An 18931-nucleotide genomic window follows, 5' to 3' on the forward strand; every position below is an offset into this window, starting at 1 on the left:
ACGATGCTGCGATGAGCTTCGGGCTTGGTGAGGAAATCGACGCGCTCAGGGAGAGCGTCCGGCGTTTTGCGAGCGACCGCATCGCCCCGCAGGCGGCGGAAATCGACCGCAGCAACACCTTTCCCATGCCGCTCTGGCGCGAGCTGGGCGATCTCGGCCTGCTCGGCATCACCGCACCGGAAAGCCATGGCGGGTCCGGCATGGGCTATCTCGCCCATTGCGTGGCGATGGAGGAGATCAGCCGCGCCTCCGCCTCGGTGGGCCTCAGCTACGGCGCCCACTCCAACCTCTGCGTCAACCAGATCGTGCGCAATGCCAGCGCCGCGCAGCGGGAAAAGTACCTGCCGAAGCTGATCTCCGGCGAGCATGTCGGCGCGCTCGCCATGTCGGAGCCGGGCGCGGGCTCCGATGTCGTCTCGATGAAGCTGCGCGCTGAAAAGCGCGGCGACCGCTATGTGCTGAACGGCAACAAGATGTGGATCACCAACGGGCCGGATGCGGATGTGCTTGTCGTCTATGCCAAGACGGATCCGGACGCCGGCCCGCGCGGCATCACCGCCTTCCTCATCGAAAAGGGGTTCAAGGGGTTCTCGACGGCGCAGAAGCTGGACAAGCTCGGCATGCGCGGCTCCAATACCTGCGAACTCGTCTTCGCCGATTGCGAGGTGCCGGACGAGAACGTGATGGGCACCGTCGGGCGCGGCGTCAACGTGCTGATGTCCGGCCTCGATTATGAGCGCGTCGTGCTCTCGGGCGGCCCGCTCGGCATCATGGCGGCCTGCCTCGACGTGGTCATCCCCTATCTGCACGAGCGCAAGCAGTTCGACCGGCCGATCGGCGAGTTCCAGCTGATGCAGGGCAAGGTGGCCGACATGTATGTCGCCCTCAACGCCGCGCGCGCCTATGTCTATGCCGTGGCCGCCGCCTGCGACAGGGGCGAGACCACGCGCAAGGACGCCGCCGGCTGTATCCTGCTCTCCGCCGAAAGCGCAACGAAGCTAGCCCTCGAGGCCATCCAGGCCCTTGGCGGCAACGGCTATATCAACGACTATCCGACGGGCCGCCTGCTGCGCGATGCGAAACTCTACGAGATCGGCGCCGGCACCTCGGAGATCCGCCGCATGCTCATCGGCCGCGAAATCTTCCAGGAGACGCTGTGATGCCGGTCATCCCCTCGGCCGTGAACATCCGCAGCGAGACCTTTGCGGTAAACCGCAAGGCCATGCTGGAGGCACTCGCCCTGGTGGAGGCGGCGGCGGGCCTTGCCATGGATGGCGGCGGGGCGAAGGCGCGCGAGCGCCACGTTTCCCGGGGCAAGCTCCTGCCGCGCGACCGCGTCGCGCAATTGCTCGATCCCGGCTCCGCCTTCCTCGAAATCGGCCTCACCGCCGGCCACGGCCTCTATGACGGCGCCTCGCCTTCCGGCGGCATGATCGCCGGCATCGGCCGCGTCTCCGGCCGCGAATGCATGATCGTCTGCAACGATGCGACGGTGAAGGGCGGCACCTACTATCCCATCACCGTGAAGAAGCATCTTCGCGCGCAGGAGATCGCCGCGGAGAATCGGCTGCCCTGCATCTATCTCGTCGACAGCGGCGGTGCCAACCTGCCGAACCAGGACGAGGTCTTCCCCGACCGCGATCATTTCGGCCGCATCTTCTACAATCAGGCGCAGATGTCCGCCGCCGGCATTCCGCAGGTCGCCGTCGTCATGGGCAGCTGCACGGCCGGCGGCGCCTATGTGCCGGCCATGAGCGACGAGACCGTCATCGTCGAGAACCAGGGCACGATCTTCCTTGCCGGCCCGCCGCTGGTGAAGGCGGCAACGGGCGAGGTGGTGACTGCCGAGGATCTCGGCGGCGGCGACGTGCATACCCGCCTTTCCGGCGTGGCCGATCATCTCGCGCGCGACGACCGCCATGCGCTTGCGATTGCCCGCCAGATCGCCGCCAATCTCAATATGCGTAAGCCGGAGTTTACGAAGGTCGGCGACGGCGATGCACCGCTCTACGACCCGGAAGAGCTGCTCGGCATCGTGCCGGCCGATACGCGCACGCCCTACGACGTGCGCGAGGTGATCGCCCGCGTGGTGGATGGCTCGCGCTTCGACGAGTTCAAGGCGCGCTTCGGCACCACGCTCGTCTGCGGCTTTGCCGCGCTGCACGGTCTTCCCGTCGGCATCATCGCCAACAATGGCGTGCTCTTCTCCGAGGCCGCCCTCAAGGGCGCGCATTTCATCGAGCTCTGCGCCCAGCGCGGTATCCCGCTCCTCTTCCTGCAGAACATCACCGGCTTCATGGTCGGCCGCAAATACGAGGCCGAGGGCATCGCCAAGCATGGCGCGAAGCTCGTCACCGCCGTCGCGACGGCGAAGGTGCCGAAGATCACCGTCCTGATCGGCGGCTCCTACGGCGCCGGCAATTATGGCATGTGCGGCCGGGCCTATTCGCCGCGCTTCCTCTGGACCTGGCCGAACAGCCGCATCGCCGTCATGGGCGGCGAGCAGGCGGCGGGGGTGCTCGCCACCGTCCGGCGCGAGGGCATCGAGCGCGCCGGCGGCAGCTGGAGCGCCGAGGAGGAGGCCGCCTTCAAGCAGCCGACCATCGACATGTTCGCCCGGCAGAGCCACCCGCTCTATGCCTCGGCACGGCTCTGGGACGACGGCATCGTCGATCCGCGCAAGACGCGCGACGTGCTGGCGCTTTCACTCTCGGCGGCGCTCAATGCGCCGGTCGAGCCCACCCGTTTCGGCGTCTTCAGGATGTAGAGGAGGGAATGCCATGAACCGCGAAACCATCAATGCCAAGAACGCACCCACCCCGCGCGGCGGTTATTCGCAGGCCGTCAAGATCGAGGATTTCAAGAAGCTGCTGTTCATCAGCGGCCAGATTCCCGTGTCGGACGACGACAAGGTGCCGGAAACGTTCGAGGAACAGGCGCGGCTCGTCTGGCGCAACATCGATGCGCAGCTGAAGGCGGCGGGCATGTCCAAGGCCGATCTCGTCAAGGTGACGACGTTTCTCTCCGACCGGCACCACGCGACCGCCAACCGCGAGATCCGCAGCGAATATCTCGGCGCCATCGCCCCGGCGATGAGCGTCGTCATCTGCGCGATCTTCGATGAGAAGTGGATGCTCGAGGTCGAGGCCATCGCGGCACAGTAACGCGTGGGACCCGTCCCGCGTTTCCCTATCCGTTTTGCCGGAGGCAGGATGTTCAGAAAGATCCTCATCGCCAACCGCGGCGAAATCGCCTGCCGCGTCATCCGCACCGCCCGCCGCATGGGCGTTGCGACGGTCGCCGTCTATTCCGACGCCGACCGGCAAGCCCTGCATGTCGCCATGGCCGACGAGGCGATCCGCATCGGCCCGGCGGAGGCGGCGAAAAGCTATCTGGACATCCCCGCCATCATCGCGGCTGCCAAGGCGAGCGGCGCCGAGGCGGTGCATCCCGGCTACGGCTTCCTCTCGGAGAATCCCCATTTCGTCGAGGCGGTGGAGGCGGCCGGCCTCGTCTTCATCGGCCCCTCGGCAAACGCCATCCGGGCCATGGGGCTGAAGGACGCCGCCAAGGCGCTGATGGAAAAGGCCGGCGTGCCGGTCGTGCCGGGCTATCACGGCGAACGGCAGGAGGCCGATTTCCTCGCCGGCGAGGCGGAGGCGATCGGCTATCCGGTGCTGATCAAGGCCCGCGCCGGCGGCGGCGGCAAGGGCATGCGGCGGGTTCAGCGGCCTGCCGAATTTATCGCCGCTCTCGAAAGCGCCCGGCGCGAGGCGGAAAGCGCCTTCGGCGATGGCCGCGTGCTGGTCGAGAAATACATGGCAAAACCCCGCCATATCGAGGTGCAGGTCTTCGGCGACGGGCACGGCAATGTCGTGCATCTCTTCGAGCGTGACTGCTCGCTCCAGCGCCGGCACCAGAAGGTCATCGAGGAAGCGCCCGCGCCCGGCATGACGGCGGAGATGCGCGCCGTGATGGGTGCGGCCGCGGCGCGCGCGGCGGCGGCCATCGGCTATAGCGGCGCCGGCACCGTCGAATTCATCGCCGACGTCTCCGAAGGCCTGCGGCAGGACCGCTTCTACTTCATGGAGATGAACACGCGCCTGCAGGTCGAGCATCCGGTGACGGAGGCCATTACCGGCCTCGATCTCGTGGAATGGCAGCTGCGTGTCGCCGCCGGCGAGCCCCTGCCGAAGCGGCAGGAGGACCTTGTCATCGACGGCTGGGCCTTCGAGGCCCGGCTCTATGCGGAAAACCCGGCCCGCGATTTCCTGCCGGCGACCGGCCGCCTCGCCGTCTTCGACCTGCCGGGCGAAGCCCGCATCGATTCGGGTGTACGCGCGGGCGACATCGTCACCCCCTATTACGACCCGATGATCGCCAAGGTGATCACCCATGGCCGCGACCGCAAGGAGGCGCTGGCGCGGCTCGAAGCGGCACTCGCCGCCTGCCGCGTCGGCGGACTGACGACCAATGCCGGTTTTCTCGCCCGTCTCTGCCGCCTGCCGGCCTTCGCCGCGGGCGATGTCGATACGGGCCTCATCGGCCGGGCCGGCGAGGGACTGCTGGCCGATCCGGATGCCTCCGAGGAGGTCTTTGCGCTCGCCGCCCTCTCGGTGCTCGGCTTTCTCGACGCGCCGGCCGATGCGGACCCATGGGGCCATGTCCGTGGCTTCCGCTTGTGGGGTAATGCGGCCCAGACCGTCTTTCTCGATCATGGCGGCGCGGAACATGCCTTGCGTGTCACCGCGCTTGGCAAGGATCGCTTCCGCATCGACCATGACGGCATGGCAACGGATATCCGCGTGCAATCGGCAGATGGCCGTGCCGTCCAGGCGGATTTCGACGGGCATCTCCTGCCCGCGACGATCCACCGGAAAGGCGCCGATATCGCCGTCTTCTTCGCCGGCCACGGCCATGCCTTCGAGGTCACGCAGCAGGCCGGTCATCAGGGCGAGGCGGCGGCGGGCGGCGACCGGCTCTCGGCCCCCATGCCGGGGCTCGTGCGCATCGTCTCTGTCGCGCCGGGCGCGCGCGTCGCCCGCGGCGATGCGCTGGTGACCATGGAGGCGATGAAGATGGAGCTGGTGCTGGCGGCCCCGCGCGATGGCGTCGTGGCCGCCGTGCCCGTCGCCGTTGGCGACCAGGTGGCCGAAGGCGCGCTGCTCTTGGCGCTGGAGCCGGAGGAGGCTGCATGAGCCGGCACGTCGAAATCGTCGAGATGGCCGCCCGCGACGGCCTGCAGAACGAGAAGGCGATCATTCCCGCCGCCGACAAGATCGCGCTGATCGATCGCCTGTCGGATTGCGGCTTCCGGCGCATCGAGGCAACGAGCTTCGTCAGCCCGAAATGGGTGCCGCAGCTTGCGGACGGTGCCGAGGTGGTGGCCGGCATCGCGCGTCGGCCCGGTGTTTCCTATGCGGCGCTGGTGCCCAACATGAAGGGCTACGAGGCGGCGAAGGCTGCCGGCGTCGACGAGGTTGCCGTCTTCCTCTCCGCCTCCGAAGGCTTTTCGCGGGCCAACCTCAACTGCTCGATCGCCGAGAGCATCGCGCGTGCCCGGCCCGTCGCCGACGCGGCGAGGGCGGACGGCATTCCGCTGCGCGGCTATGTCAGCTGCGTCGTGCAGTGCCCCTATGACGGGCCGGTGGCCCCCGCCGCCGTGGCGCGGGTGACCGGGCAATTGCTGGATCTCGGCTGCCACGAGGTGAGCCTCGGCGACACGATCGGCCGCGCCCGCCCGGAAGAGGTCGCGGCCATGCTGGCCGTCGTAACTGCCGTCGCCGCGCCGGAGAGGCTCGCCGGCCATTTCCACGATACGGGCGGGCTGGCGCTCGACAATATCCGCGTCGCGCTCGATCATGGGCTCGCCGTCTTCGATGCCTCGGTCGGCGGGCTTGGCGGCTGCCCCTATGCACCGGGCGCGCGCGGCAATGTGGATACGCTGGCCGTCGCCGACATGCTGGCGGGGCAAGGCTATGAGACGGGGCTGGATCGCACGCGGCTCCTCGCCGCCGCCGCCTTCGCCCGCCGCATCGCCGGCAAGGAGGCGCCCGGCGCGCGGGGCTAGAGCAATTCCAGCAAAAGGGCGCAGCGGTTTGCGTCCGGAATTGCGTTAAGACAAAGAGAGCATTTCGGGCCGAAGCGGCACCGCTTCGGCGCCGGCTAATGCGGTGGAAACAAGAATCTGGAGCCGTTCCAGCCCGGATGTTCAGTGTTCAGCCAGGAGGAGATGCCGTCATGAATTTCGAGACGATTTCCGTATCCGTCGACCGGCGCGGCGTGGCCGCGCTGACGCTGCGCCGCCATGCGCAGCACAATGCGCTGTCCGGCCTGATGATCCGCGAACTGACGGTCGTCGCGGGTGTTCTCGGCGAGGACCGCGCAGTGCGCCTCGTCGTGCTGACGGGAGAGGGCGAAAGCTTCTGCGCCGGCGGCGATCTCAACTGGATGAAGGAACAGATCGCCGCCACGCGCGAAGAGCGGATCGTCGAGGCGCGCCGGCTCGCCCTGATGCTGAAGGCGCTGCGCGACCTGCCGAAGCCGCTCGTCGCCCGGATCAACGGCCAGGCCTATGGCGGCGGTGTCGGCCTCGTCAGCGTCTGCGATGCGGCGATCGCCGTGGAGGGCGCGCGCTTCGGCCTGACGGAAACCCGCCTCGGCCTCATCCCGGCGACGATCAGCCCCTATGTCGCCGCCCGCATCGGCCCCGCCACCTTCCTTCGCCTTGCGACGTCCGCCCGCCTGTTCGATGCGGCGATGGCGCGGGGCATCGGGCTCTTGAGCGGCATCGTGGCGCCCGACTCGCTGGACGAGGCGGTCGAGGCGGAGATCGCCCCCTATTTCGCGGCGTCTCCCGAGGCGGTTGCCGCGACGAAGGCCCTTGCGCATGCGCTCGCTTCGCCGATCGACGAGAAGGTCATCGAGATGACGTTGACGCGGCTGGCCGATACCTGGGAAACGCCGGAAGCGGCGGAAGGGATCGTGGCGTTTCTGGAGAAGCGCAAGGCGGGGTGGGTGCTGGCGGATACGGCGGGGTAATGTTCCGGTGACGTTGCGGCTCTGGCTTTGCCCCCCACCCTAACCCTCTCCCCGCAAGCGGGGAGAGGGACGTGCCCCACGAGCAGTTATTGCTTGAGGAAACCGGCGCGGCATATTCCCTTCGCCCCGCTTGCGGGGAGAAGGTGCCGGCAGGCGGATGAGGGGCAGCGCCCCGCTACTCGATGAACACCCTGACACTCGCCGCCCGCCCGGCGGCGTCGATGACGGTCAGCGTCGAGAAACCGGCGCCCTCCGGCATCCACTGCGCCGTGCGCCGGCGCGAGGCATCGGGCAGGACCTTGCCGTTGGCAAGCCAGCGGAAGGGCGCGCGGCCGCCCTGGAGCTTGAGCACGAGCGGGGAGATGGCCGCGCCCCTCGTCGCGCCGAGCTCCACATGGGCGCCTTCCGGCGGATAGACGATCTCCGGCGCCGGTTCGCGCGCCGTCGTGGCGACGAGGCCGCTTGCGGTGGTCGAGAAACGGCGAAGGCTCGCCGGTAGCTCTGATTGTGCAATGCGCACCGCGCCGGCCGGTGCCCGCGGCAGCGCCGTGATGGCGAGCCCGGACCGGGCGAAGGCTTCGAACAGGATGGGCGCGGCGGCACCATAGCCGGTCAGGCCCGGCACCGCGCCGTTGTCGGCCCGGCCGACCCAGACGCCCAGCACATGGCGGCCGTCATAGCCGACGGACCAGGCATCGCGATAACCGTAGCTCGTGCCGGTCTTGTAGGCGATGCCGAGGCGGCGGCTGCCGGTCGGCGGCGTGACCCCGGAGAGCGCATCCGAGACGTGCCAGACGGCGACGGGATCGAGCAGCGGGTCGCCCGTTATCACCGCCGCATCGCGCACGATGCCGTCGCCGAGACGCACCGGCATGCCGCGATTGGCAAGCGCGGCATAGAGCTGGGTGAGATCGCGCAGCGTGATGCCGACGCCGCCAAGGCCGATGGCAAGGCCGGGCGTTTCGCCCGGCGGCAGTTCGGGGTGCACCTCGGCGCGGCGGAAGCGCACCATCAGCCGCGTCGGGCCGACCGCCTCCAGGAGGCGCACGGCAGGCACGTTCAGCGACAGCTGCAGCGCCTTGCGCACGCTGACGTCGCCCTGGTAGGTCATGTCGAAATTGCGCGGCCGGTAGCCGGAAAAATCGGCCGGCCGGTCCTCGACGATGGTCTCCTGCGCGACGAGGCCTTCCTCGAAGGCGAGGCCATAGATGAAGGGCTTCAGCGCCGAACCGGGCGAGCGGCGGATGCGCGTCATGTCGATCCAGCCGGCACGGCTGCCGTCGAAATAGTCCGCCGAGCCGACCTCGCCGAGGATGTCGCCGGTGCGGGCATCGGCCATCACCATGGCGATCGAGACCTTCGGGCCGAGCCGCTCGGCCGCCTCGCGCGCCACCGTCTCCAGCCCGTCCTGCACGATGCGGTCGAGCGTCGTCTTGTGTTCGCTCGCCCTGGCATCCTTGCGCAGCGCAAGCTCCGAAAGGTGGGCGGCATAGGCGGGAAGCTGGCGGCGGCGGTCGGGCACCGCCTCGGTGCTCGCGCGCTCCGCCTCGCCTTCGCCGATGATCTCGGAAACGGCCATGCGGGTGAGCACGCGCTCGCGCGCCTTTTCCGCACTCGCACGGTGGCGGTCCGGCCGGCGCTTTTCGGGAAGCTGCGGCAGGGCGACGAGAAGGGCGGCTTCGGCGACGGAAAGACGCTTCGGCTCCTTGCCGAACCAGGCGAGGCTCGCCGCGCGCACGCCCTCCAGGTTGCCGCCATAGGGGGCGAGCGTCAGGTAGAGATCGAGGATCTCGGCCTTGGAGAGGCGCCGTTCGAGCTGGATGGCGCGGGCCATCTGGCGCAGCTTGGCCAGCATCGAGCGGTTCTCGCGCGGCTCGATCAGCCGGGCGACCTGCATGGAGAGCGTGGAGGCGCCGGAGACGATGCGGCCATTCGTGACGAACTGCCCGGCCGCGCGCAGCAGCGCCAGCGGATCGACGCCCGCATGCTCGTGGAACCGCCGGTCCTCATAGGCGACGAGCATGCGCAGGAACTGCGGATCGACATCGGCGGCCGTGGTCTTCAGCCGCCAGAGCCCGTCCGGCGTCGCGAAGGCGCGCAGCAGGCGGCCGTCCCGGTCGAGCACTTCCTTCGAGACGATATCCGCCACGTCGACCGGCGGCGGATAGGCGCGATCGGCATGGTCGAGCCCGGCGGCAAGGGCGGCGATGAACGCCGCCCCGCCGAGGGAGCCGATCAGGAGCTTGCGCCAGAGCGCCATCGGCCGGGCTCCCTACTCAGCCTTGACGACCTGCATGCGGCCGGTCGCCGTGCGGGCGGAATATTGCGGACGGTACATGTCCTCCACCTGCGCGGCCGGGTGGTCGTAGGTGCCCGGGGTCACGGCGCGCACGACATAGGCGAGCGTCACCTCGCGGTTGTCGCCCGCGCTGCGGTTGAAGGCCGCGACGAAACGGTCGTAGCGGAACTCCGTATGGGCCGGCTCGATCTCGCCGATCCAGTCGAAATTCGCCAGCTTCGCGCTGTCGACAAGGCTCGGATTGTCGATCTCGAAACCGGCGGGCAGCAGATCGGTGATGATGATGCGCGACGGCCAGTCATTGTGCTCCGTCACCTTCAGCACCACGACGTAGCGCTCGTTCTGCGTCGCCTCGGAGACGTTCGCCTCCTCGCCGTCGAGCGTGTAGTAGCTGCGCTCGATGGCAAAGCCGTCGCCGCCGGCCGGCAGCGGATCGGCCGGCGCCGCGACCGTCGTCAGCATGGCCGAGACCGGCTCGCCGGAGCGGTTGGCAACCGTCAGCGGGTTGTCCATCAGCGCCTTGCCCGTCATCTGCGCGGCATAGCCGCCCGAATGCGCGGTGCCGTTGATTTCGAGTGCCAGGCCCTTGTCGGCATCCTTCACGGACCGGGCGGCGAGCAGCATCCAGGTCTGTTCCTGCGTGCTGGTCCAGCGCTTGTCCTCCCACTGCTTGGCGACCAGCTTCGTCAGGTCCGGGATGATGGTCGGAACCGGACGCGCCTCGGCGGCCAGCGCCAGGATGGCGGCGCCGTCGCGCAGCGACGAACCGTAGTCGGTGCGCGAGAGGCTGGCGTTCATCACGCTGTCGCGCGACAGGCCGAGCGCATTGGAGAAGATCGTCATCGAGCGCTGGGCATCGCCGTAGAGCCCGAGCGCAGCGGCAAGATGCGCGCGGGAGAGCGGCGAGGAGAACTCCGAGAGCTTCGTGTCGGCATAGTAGCGCAGGTCGCTGATCGCGGCCTTGCGGTTGCGGGCGAGCACGTAGAGCGCATAGGCGATCTCGTTGCCCTGGCTGGAGACGTTGACGTCGTAGGAGAGCGCGTTCTGCAGGTTGGAAAGCGCCTGCAGCATGGCCTGTTCCGGCACGTCGAACTTCTGCTCGCGGGCCCGCGTCAGGAAGTCCGTGACGAAGGCATCGAGCCACAGGTCGCCGTAGCTCGGCCCCCAGAGGCCGAAGCTGCCGGAGGAGGACTGGTTGGCGAGCACCCGGTAGATCGCATCCTGCACGCGCTTTTGCGTTTCCGTGTCCTCGGCAAGGCCGGACTGCTTGGAAAGCTCGCTGAGATAGAGCAGCGGCAGCGCGCGGCTGGTCGTCTGCTCCGTGCAGCCATAGGGATAGCGGTCGAGCGCCATCAGGAGCGCCGGGATGTCGAAGGCCGCGGCGCGCGAAACGCTGAGGCTGACGGAGGCGCCGGCAAGCTGGCTGTCGGCCAGAAGCTGGTCGTCGATCGTCAGGCTGCCATTGGCGGCGATCTCGATCGGCCGGCGCGTGGTGATGGGCATGGCGGCCGGGCGCACCGGCACGTTGAGCGCCTGTTCCAGCGACAGGCCGGCGCCGTTCGAGAGCTTGACCGTCACGACGCCGTCGCCGGCCTCGCCGCCGATCAGCGGCAGGGTGAGCGCCGACTTGCCGCCGGGCTCGAGCCGCAGCGTCCGGCCGGCGCCGGTCTGCTCGACCATCACGGAGGCGTTGTGGGTGACCTCGACCGTGTAGTCGCCGGCCGGGGCATCGGTATTGGCGATGTCGAGCCTCAGGTCGGCGCGGTCCCCGGGGGCGAGGAATTTCGGTAGGCTCGCGGTCACGACGACCGGATCGCGGATGACGACATCCTTCGATGCGCTGCCGACGCCGGTCTTCGTCCAGGCGACGGTCATGATGCGGGCCGTGCCGTTGAACTGCGGGATGTCGAAGCTGACCCTGGCCTTGCCTTCGGCATCGAGCTTCACGGGACCGGCAAAGAATGCGACGAGCTTTTCGGTCGGCGGATTGCCCGACAGCGCCCCTTCGCCGCCATCACCGCCGGTGCGCAGCCGCCCCGTGGTGCCGAGCGAACCGTCGATCAGCCGGCCATAGAGGTCGCGGATCTCCATGCCGAGCCGGCGCTGGCCGAAGTACCAGCCGGCCGGATCGGGCGCTTCGTAGCGGGTGAGGTTGAGGATGCCGACATCGACGGCGGCGACCGTGACATAGGCCTCCTCGTCCGCGCCCGCACCGTTGATCGCAAGCGCGATGTCGAGCGGCTGGCGCGGCAGCGTCTTTTCCGGCACGTCGAGCGCGACGTTCAGCTTGCGGTCGGCGGGATCGACCTTCAGCCAGGTGATGCCGATGGCGCGCATCGGCATGCGGCTTTCCTGGTCGGTGCCCGGACGGAAGAGCGTCGCGGTGACATAGGAGCCGGGGCCCCATTCCCTGGTGACCGGGATTTCCACCTCGCCGCCCTCGGCGCCGATGGCGGCGGTCTTCGTGGCGATCAGGCTTTCGGCGCCGACGGTGATCAGCACCTGGCCGGCATGGCGCGGCGAGATCTTCAGCCTGGCCGTGTCGCCGACCGCATAGTTTTCCTTGTCGAGCGAGATTTCGAGCGCGTCCGGCGTTTCCGTCGAGGTCGCTGCGACGTACCAGCCGGCGTCGAACTCGATGCTGGTCGCCGGCCCGTCCGGCTCGGCGCTTTCCACTTCGAGGCGATAGCGGCCCCAGGTGACCGGCACGGAGATGCGCCCGCCATCCGCGCCGGCATCGACCGTGCCGTTGGCGATCTGCCTGGTCGCAAGCACCGGCTCGTAGCGCCACGAGCTGCCCTCGCGATACCATTGGTAGTTCCGCTCGACGGCGAGCAGCTTCCAGGGCATGCCCTGCATCGCCTGCCTGGAGCCATCCGGCGCCACGGCGACGACATGGAAGTTGGCGACGCTGTTCTCCGGAAGCTCGCCGGTAAATTCCGGCTTCACGCCGATCATCGCGCCGGCCGCCCTGACCGGCAGGGTGAGGTTGCGTTCGACGGCGCGGCCGCCTTCCTCCATCATGCGCAGCGTGACCAGCGCCTCGAGGCGCTGGGTGGTCGAGGGAAGGTCGGCGACGTTCACCTCGAAGGTCGCCCTGCCGTCGTCGTCGAGCACGTCGAGGTCTTCGAGCGAGGTGGTGCTCTCCTCGAGCGCCTCCTCGTCGGCAAGGCCGAAGACATAGCCGGGGAAGGCGGCGTCCTGGCGCGTCGGCTTCAGCGCGACGTCGCCCTCGATTTCAAGGCCGGCGCCCGGTGCGCCGTAGAGATAGCGACCCTCGACGGAGACTTCGGCGGGAACGCCGGCCTCGATGGCCTTCGCTTCGCTCGTCATGTCGAATTCGATGCGGTCGGGCACGAAATCATCGACGAGGAACTGTTTTTCGCCGATCGCCGTGCCCTTGGGATCGGTGAAGATCTGCATGGTCCAGGTGCCGCGCATGCTGTTTTCCTGCAGCGGCAGGTCGACGGCATGGCCGCCGAGCGCGGCCCCATCGCTGACGATGCGGCGGTCCTCCACGCCATCCGGGCGGTTGAAGACGAAGGTCAGCGGCAGTTTTTCCACGGCATTGGCTTCGATGTCGCGGGCGAGCGCCGTCGCGTGCACCGTCTCGCCGGCGCGGTAGATGCCGCGCTCGGTCCAGGCGAGCACGTCGATGGCGCCCGGTGCCGGGCGGCCGGTGACACCGCGGTCGGAAAGGTCGAAGCCGGCACGCGTCATGTCGAGGAAGACGAAGTCCGACGTGCCCTTCTTCGCGAGGATCACGGCGGGCGTGTTGGCGGCGGTGCCGCGCATCAGGCCAGCGGTGAAGGTCGCGCGGCCGTCCGTATCGGTCGTCGCGGTGCCGAGCACCTCGTTGTTCTTGGCGATCAGCTGGAGCTCGACGCCGTCGAGCGGTCCGGCGCTGTCGAGCGAGCGGGCGAAGACGTTGAGGCCGTCCGTGCCGGCATAGGTGGTGAGGCCGACATCCGAGACGACGAACCATTGCGTCGCCTTGGCATCCCATTCGTTCGAGCGGCCGTTCGAGGCGGCGGCGGTCAGGACGTAGACGCCGGGCTTGCGCTCCGGCAGCGCCTCGTCGACCGGGAAGCTGGTGACGACGTCCTTGTTGAGTTCGGGCGAGATGTCGATCTTGCCTTCCCAGACCAGTTCGCCGTTCTCGTTTTCGATGCGGCTGGCGGAATAGCCGTCGAGCTGGGTGAGGAAGCGGCTTTCGGAAAGCAGCGAGGTGATCGCGCGGTCACCGACGCGGTATAGCTTCAGGTCGGCGCTGTCGGTGTTGACGGAAACGATCGGGATGCCGCGGCGCACGCTTCCCGGCAGCACGAAGCCGTCGCCCGTGAAGCGCACCATGGCGGCGCGGTCCTGCACATAGACGTCGAGGTCGACGGCGGAAGCCAGCGGCTCGTCCACGGCGGAAGGCAGGCCGGGGCGGAACGCGATCTTGTAGCGCTGGCCGTGGGTGAGGCCCTCGACGCAGATCTGCCGGTCCTTCGCCTCCACGGCCTTCGGCGCCGCGCCGTCGAGCGTGACGAAGGAGGCGTAGTCCGCGCCGGACTTGACGAGCGGTTCGGAGAACTCGACGCAGGCACGTGGGCTCGCGCTGTCGGAATCGATCGTGTGATTGACGACACGGAAGCCCTGCCGGGCGCGAAGGCCGAGATAGGCCGAGCGCACAGCGACGTCCTCCTTCAGCGCGAGGCTCGCCTTGTAGGCGTTGATGCCGGCGCGGTAGTTGCTCGATTTATCGAGCGTGTCGGCGAGCACGGCGAGTGCGCGGGCGCGGGTCTCCGTCGTGCGCGAAAGCTGGTAGGCGTTGATCGCCGCAAGCGCGCCCTGGCTGGCGAGATAGCTGTTGTTGACGGCGCGGCCCATGGATTCGGCGGTCTCTATCCAGAGATAGTAGTCGTCCGGTGCGAGCTTGAGCGCGCCCCTGAAGGCGATCAGCGCCTGGTCGAAGCGGCTGGAGGCCGTCTCGATGCGGCCGAGCGAGGCGAGGCTTTCGGCGCCCTGGCCGGTGTGCTGGGTGGCAAGCGACAGGTTATCGTGGAAGGAGCGGGCATCGTTCATCATGTAGTCGCTGATGAAGGCCAAGGCCGGCGGCGCGCCGATATCGGCGGCGGCGTCCGCGCGCACGATCTTGCCGGCAACGGCGCCCTGGAAATGATTGAGCTGGTTGAAGTCGCTCTTCAGGAAGCACCACTTCACCTTGGGATTATAGGTGAAGGCGCGGCAGGACAGGTCGTCGATGCAGTCGGTCTTGCACTGGTCGAGCGTCACGTCCTGCACGGTGCGCAGGTCGAAACCGAAGTAGTCGCTGTTTTCAGAGGTGACCACGGTGCGCGTTTCTTGTGCGCCTGCGGGAAGGGGAGGGGAGGCGACGGCAGCCAGAAGAAGTGCCGAGAAACCGAAGAATGCGCGCATAGACATGAAGTCCTCCTAACGCTGCCCATCTCGTTGCCGCCGCCACTGTCCAGACCCGGATGCGGCTTGTCAATCGAAAGACGGAGCGCGTCGGAAGGGCCGGAAGGGGTGGCGCATGGAACCAGGGGGAAGACGTTTCAGGTTTGCCGTTCAATCGCCGGGACCGCAAAATTTTTGGCGCGGCGTCGCGTTAACCTTTTGTTAACCATATCGGCGCAGACTTCGGATCACGGGCGAACGTTCTCTGTCATATCGCTGTAACAGCGGGCCGGTAGAAACTTCGTCAGACACGAAAGTCGTGTTTCGCAAGCGCGGTGACCACGGATGTACTGGCACCCGCGCGGAACACTTCCCCGGCCAGGCCGGGATGAGGAAGCGGGGGGATAACCCTCGCTTTTTTCATTTGCGCGCCGCCCTTTCGCGCTGGACCCTCCAGAAGGATTGCCCTACCCATGAAGCCCGCAGGACGGCCGTCCTGCCGGTTTCTCCCTGCTTTCCGGGACGGTTTCATGTCCGACGTCGCCCTCAATGTGTTGCCCATCTTCGCGCTGATCTTCATCGGCTGGCTGCTCGTGCGAACCGGTTACCTGCGGGAAGCGCTGGGCGAGGGGCTGGGAGAGTTCGTCTTCCGGGTGGCCGTTCCAGTCCTGCTGTTCCGCACCATCGCGGAGGCGGATTTCGCCGGGGAATCGCCGCTGCGCATCTGGGTCGGCTATTTCGCCGGCGTCGCCTTCACCTGGACGGTGGCGCACCTCGTCGCCACGCTCGGCTTCAGGCGCGACCGGCGGATCGGCGTGCTCGCCGGCGTCTCCTCCGCCTTCGCCAACACCGTCTTCATCGGCCTGCCGCTGGTCTCGCGCATCGTCGGCGAGGAAGGGCTGGTGGCGATCTCGGTGCTGCTCTCCGTACACCTGCCCGTCATGATGATCGCCGGCACGATCCTGATGGAGCGGGCGGAACGCAAGGACGGCACGCGCGAGCCGCAGCGTATCGGCATGCTCCTCCTCGGCATCGGCAGGAGCCTGGTGCGCAATCCGCTGGTGATCGGCCTCGTCGCCGGGGCGCTGTTCCATACGGGTGGCGTGCCGCTCGCTGGCCCCGTGAAGGTGGTGGTCGACCAACTCGCGGGGGCGGCAGCGCCGGCGGCGCTCATCTCGATCGGCATGGCGCTCAACAAGTACAAGGTCGGCGGCAATGCCGGCATTGCGCTTGCGATGACCAGCCTCAAGCTCGTGCTGCTGCCGGGCTCCGTCTACGTCGCCTGCCGGCTGCTCGGCCTCAGCCCGGAATGGACGGCCGCCATGGTGCTGTGCTCCTCGGTGCCGACGGGCATCAATGCCTGGCTGCTCGCCAACCATTTCGGCGTCGGCCATGCGCTCGCCTCCTCGACGATCACCATGACGACGGCGCTCGGCGTCTTCACCGTCTCTTTCTGGGCCTGGCTTCTGGGGTGAAGCTGTTTCTTCGCGGCGGCAATAAAAAACCCGGCGCGATGGCCGGGTTTTTCGTCTCTAAGCGCTGGCGTCTTACTGAGCCGGCTGTTCCGTCGTGGTGCCCTCGGTGGCGGTGCCGCCTTCGGCCGGGGCCGCGCCCTCGGTCGTCGTTGCGCCGCCTTCTGCGGGTGCGGCATCTTGCGTCGTCGTTGCGGCGCCATCGGCGGGCGCAGCACCTTCCGTCGTCGTGGCGGCGCCGTCAGCGGGAGCCGCGCCCTCGGTGGCGGTCGCGCCGTCGGCCGGCGCGGCGGAGCCTGCATCCGCGCCTTCGTTGGAGACGGTCGGCAGCGGCGCCGGATTGTCGGAAAGCGTGCGCAGATAGGCGATCAGGTTGGCGCGCTCGTCGTTCTTCTTCAGGCCGGCGAAGCCCATGGCGGTGCCGGGAACGTGCTTCTTCGGCGCTTCCAGGAAGTAGCTGAGGTGATCGTAGTCCCAGAGGACCTTGTGGCCTTCGGAGAAGGTGGTCATGCCGGCGGAATAGCTGAAGCCCTCATGCGAGGCGACCGGGCGGTTCACGATGTCCCAGAGACCGGGTCCGACCTTGTTCGGTCCGCCCTTCTCCGAGGTGTGACAGCTCGCACATTTCTTGAAGGCCGTTTCGCCGGCGGCCGCATCGGCGGTGGCGAGCAGCGTGGCGATCGGAACGGTTGCAGCGGCTTCGCCGCCGCCGGCTGCCTCGCCGCCGGTTTCCTCGGCCACGATCGCGAAGCCTTCCTTCTCGGGGGCGCCCGAATGGAAAATGCCTTCAGAAGCGATCGACACGGACATAAGTACGAAAACGGTGCCGAGCAGGGCACCCACGCCCATGTTCACATAAGAGTTCATCCAAACGCTCCCCTAGGAACCGGCGGACACACGCCGGCCAGTCTTGAAATCGCGCGGAACCTATGTCTTTTGCTGCTTCGTTGCAACAGTGATTGTAGCCCCCGCACTGAGACTTTTTGACACTTTTCCCGGGGGTTTTGAAGGGCTGCAGATGAATTCCGCCAATTTTGACAGGACCCTCGTCCTCATTCCCGCGCGCATGGCCTCGACCCGGCTTCCGGGCAAGCCGCTCGCCGATATTGCGGGCCTGCCGATGATCGTGCAGGTTGCGCGCCGCGCGGCCGAGGCCGATGTCGGGCGGATCGTCGTCGCCGTCGATCACCAGGATATCTTTAACGCGGTGGTGGCCGCCGGCTTCGAGGCGGTGATGACCCGCGTCGACCACCAGTCCGGTTCCGACCGCATCCATGAGGCGCTGACCAGAAGCGACCCCGAGGGCCGGGCCGAGATCATCATCAACGTGCAGGGCGACCTGCCGACGATCGACCCGGAAACGATCCGCGCCGCCCTTCGCCCGCTGGAGAACGCCGCGACCGACATCGCCACGCTGACCACCGAGATCCGCGACGAGGAGGAGAAGACCAACCCGAACGTCGTGAAGGTCGTCGGCTCGCCGCTTGGCGAGAACCGCCTGCGCGCCCTTTATTTCACGCGTGCGACGGCGCCGCACGGCAAGGGGCCGCTCTATCATCATATCGGCCTCTATGCCTATCGCCGAAAGGCGCTGGAAGCCTTCGTCGCGCTGAAGCCCTCGACCCTCGAAAAGCGGGAATCGCTGGAGCAGCTGCGCGCCCTCGAGGCGGGCATGCGCATCGATGCGGAGATCGTTGACACCGTTCCGCTGGGTGTCGATACTCCGGCCGACCTCGAAAAGGCCCGCGCGATGCTCGCGGCCAACCCCATCTGACACGGACCCCGCCATGATCATGAAGACCAACAGGATCGCCTTCCAGGGCGAGTTTGGCGCCAATTCCGACATGGCCAGCCGCGACATGTTCCCGAGCATGGAGCCGCTGCCCTGCCAGACCTTCGAGGATGCGTTCCTGGCCGTCGAGAATGGTGATGCCGACCTCGGCATGATCCCGATCGAGAACACGATCGCCGGCCGCGTCGCCGACATCCATCATCTGCTGCCGGAATCGCGACTGCATATCGTCGGCGAATATTTCATGCCGATCCGCTTCCAGCTCATGGTGCTGCCGGGCGTGGCGAAGGACGAGATCCGCACCGTGCACAGCCATATCCACGCGCTCGGCCAGTGCCGCAAGATCGTCCGCCTCAACGGCTGGAAGCCGGTGATCGCGGGCGATACGGCAGGGGCGGCCAAGCTCGTCTCGGAGACCGGCGACCGCACCATGGCCGCGCTTGCCCCGCGGCTTGCGGCCGATCTCTACGGCCTCTCCATCGTCGCGGAGAATGTCGAGGACACGGAAAGCAACGTCACCCGCTTTGTCGTGCTGTCGCGCGATGCGGCGCCGGCGGAACGCGACGGGGACGAGATCATCGTCACCACCTTCGTCTTCAACGTGCGCAACATTCCGGCGGCTCTCTACAAGGCGCTCGGCGGCTTTGCGACGAACGGCATCAACATGACGAAGCTGGAAAGCTACCAGATCGGCGGCAAGTTCTACGCCACGCAGTTCTATGCCGATATCGAGGGCCATCCGGATGACCTGCCGGTGCGCCGCGCGCTGGAGGAGCTGCGCTTCTTCTCCGAAAAGGTCCGCATCCTCGGCACCTATCGCGCCCATCCGATGCGCAGCGCCTTCTGAAACTTGACGATCGTCAGGCGGGCCGGAACCGGCCCGCCGCAGGGGCATTTCCAAAGGAAGCGGGCCGCAGACGGCGG

12 protein-coding genes are annotated in these 18931 nt (G+C 67.8%); 9 read left to right on the plus strand and 3 right to left on the minus strand.

Annotation, left to right across the window (positions count from 1 at the left end):
• Nucleotides 1–11: 11 nt before the first annotated feature.
• The 6 genes from WMC41_RS01260 to WMC41_RS01285 all read left to right on the plus strand — a co-directional run bounded on the left by WMC41_RS01260 (nt 12) and on the right by WMC41_RS01285 (nt 7041).
• Nucleotides 12–1160, plus strand: coding sequence for an isovaleryl-CoA dehydrogenase (locus tag WMC41_RS01260; RefSeq protein ID WP_432348415.1), 1149 nt, complete (start codon nt 12–14; stop codon nt 1158–1160).
• Nucleotides 1160–2767: a carboxyl transferase domain-containing protein gene (locus WMC41_RS01265; protein WP_432346809.1), complete on the plus strand. Its 1608-nt coding sequence runs from the start codon at nt 1160–1162 to the stop codon at nt 2765–2767. Before WMC41_RS01260 ends, WMC41_RS01265 begins: the two co-directional genes overlap by 1 nt.
• Before the next feature lie 13 nt (nt 2768–2780).
• Nucleotides 2781–3164: a RidA family protein gene (locus WMC41_RS01270; protein ID WP_244767435.1), complete on the plus strand. Its 384-nt coding sequence runs from the start codon at nt 2781–2783 to the stop codon at nt 3162–3164.
• 48 nt (nt 3165–3212) lie between these two features.
• Entirely contained in the window at nt 3213–5198 is a 1986-nt protein-coding gene (locus tag WMC41_RS01275) for an acetyl/propionyl/methylcrotonyl-CoA carboxylase subunit alpha (protein ID WP_432346810.1), read from the plus strand.
• Entirely contained in the window at nt 5195–6070 is an 876-nt protein-coding gene (locus tag WMC41_RS01280) for a hydroxymethylglutaryl-CoA lyase (RefSeq protein ID WP_432346811.1), read from the plus strand. The genes WMC41_RS01275 and WMC41_RS01280 overlap by 4 nt, the downstream gene beginning before the upstream one ends.
• A gap of 170 nt (nt 6071–6240) precedes the next feature.
• The gene (locus WMC41_RS01285; RefSeq protein WP_432346812.1) at nt 6241–7041 is read left to right on the plus strand and encodes a crotonase/enoyl-CoA hydratase family protein; all 801 of its coding nucleotides are present in this window, start codon (nt 6241–6243) and stop codon (nt 7039–7041) included.
• A gap of 175 nt (nt 7042–7216) precedes the next feature.
• Here the strand turns inward: WMC41_RS01285 and pbpC are convergent, their stop codons facing one another.
• Nucleotides 7217–9301: a penicillin-binding protein 1C gene (gene pbpC, locus WMC41_RS01290; RefSeq protein ID WP_432346813.1), complete on the minus strand. Its 2085-nt coding sequence runs from the start codon at nt 9299–9301 to the stop codon at nt 7217–7219.
• A gap of 12 nt (nt 9302–9313) precedes the next feature.
• Nucleotides 9314–14764 (minus strand): MG2 domain-containing protein, encoded by a 5451-nt coding sequence (locus WMC41_RS01295; RefSeq protein ID WP_432348417.1) that lies wholly within the window; start codon nt 14762–14764, stop codon nt 9314–9316.
• A 509-nt stretch (nt 14765–15273) separates the two neighbouring features.
• Between WMC41_RS01295 and WMC41_RS01300 the strand changes: the two genes are divergently transcribed.
• The gene (locus WMC41_RS01300) at nt 15274–16218 is read left to right on the plus strand and encodes an AEC family transporter (RefSeq protein WP_432346814.1); all 945 of its coding nucleotides are present in this window, start codon (nt 15274–15276) and stop codon (nt 16216–16218) included.
• A 72-nt stretch (nt 16219–16290) separates the two neighbouring features.
• On the opposite strand, the gene WMC41_RS01305 is transcribed toward WMC41_RS01300, so the two are convergent.
• On the minus strand, nt 16291–17082 hold the full coding sequence (locus WMC41_RS01305) for a c-type cytochrome (RefSeq protein ID WP_272804350.1): 792 nt from the start codon (nt 17080–17082) through the stop codon (nt 16291–16293).
• Between the two features lie 151 nt (nt 17083–17233).
• On the opposite strand from WMC41_RS01305, the gene WMC41_RS01310 reads away from it, so the two are divergent.
• Both WMC41_RS01310 and WMC41_RS01315 read left to right on the plus strand, forming a co-directional pair.
• Nucleotides 17234–17989, plus strand: coding sequence for a 3-deoxy-manno-octulosonate cytidylyltransferase (locus WMC41_RS01310; protein WP_432346815.1), 756 nt, complete (start codon nt 17234–17236; stop codon nt 17987–17989).
• 13 nt (nt 17990–18002) lie between these two features.
• Nucleotides 18003–18854, plus strand: a complete 852-nt coding sequence (locus tag WMC41_RS01315) for a prephenate dehydratase (RefSeq protein WP_288078142.1) — start codon at nt 18003–18005, stop codon at nt 18852–18854.
• The last annotated feature ends 77 nt before the right edge of the window (nt 18855–18931 follow it).

This window comes from Shinella yambaruensis (assembly GCF_050859155.1).
Lineage (GTDB): Bacteria > Pseudomonadota > Alphaproteobacteria > Rhizobiales > Rhizobiaceae > Shinella > Shinella yambaruensis.

Bases quoted from the DNA above. Each gene is read 5' to 3' on its own strand.
- WMC41_RS01260 (WP_432348415.1), top strand. From the start codon at position 12: ATGAGCTTCGGGCTTGGTGAGGAAATCGACGCGCTCAGGGAGAGCGTC.
- WMC41_RS01265 (WP_432346809.1), top strand. From the start codon at position 1,160: ATGCCGGTCATCCCCTCGGCCGTGAACATCCGCAGCGAGACCTTTGCG.
- WMC41_RS01270 (WP_244767435.1), top strand. From the start codon at position 2,781: ATGAACCGCGAAACCATCAATGCCAAGAACGCACCCACCCCGCGCGGC.
- WMC41_RS01275 (WP_432346810.1), top strand. From the start codon at position 3,213: ATGTTCAGAAAGATCCTCATCGCCAACCGCGGCGAAATCGCCTGCCGC.
- WMC41_RS01280 (WP_432346811.1), top strand. From the start codon at position 5,195: ATGAGCCGGCACGTCGAAATCGTCGAGATGGCCGCCCGCGACGGCCTG.
- WMC41_RS01285 (WP_432346812.1), top strand. From the start codon at position 6,241: ATGAATTTCGAGACGATTTCCGTATCCGTCGACCGGCGCGGCGTGGCC.
- pbpC (WP_432346813.1), bottom strand. From the start codon at position 9,301: ATGGCGCTCTGGCGCAAGCTCCTGATCGGCTCCCTCGGCGGGGCGGCG.
- WMC41_RS01295 (WP_432348417.1), bottom strand. From the start codon at position 14,764: ATGCGCGCATTCTTCGGTTTCTCGGCACTTCTTCTGGCTGCCGTCGCC.
- WMC41_RS01300 (WP_432346814.1), top strand. From the start codon at position 15,274: ATGTCCGACGTCGCCCTCAATGTGTTGCCCATCTTCGCGCTGATCTTC.
- WMC41_RS01305 (WP_272804350.1), bottom strand. From the start codon at position 17,082: ATGAACTCTTATGTGAACATGGGCGTGGGTGCCCTGCTCGGCACCGTT.
- WMC41_RS01310 (WP_432346815.1), top strand. From the start codon at position 17,234: ATGAATTCCGCCAATTTTGACAGGACCCTCGTCCTCATTCCCGCGCGC.
- WMC41_RS01315 (WP_288078142.1), top strand. From the start codon at position 18,003: ATGATCATGAAGACCAACAGGATCGCCTTCCAGGGCGAGTTTGGCGCC.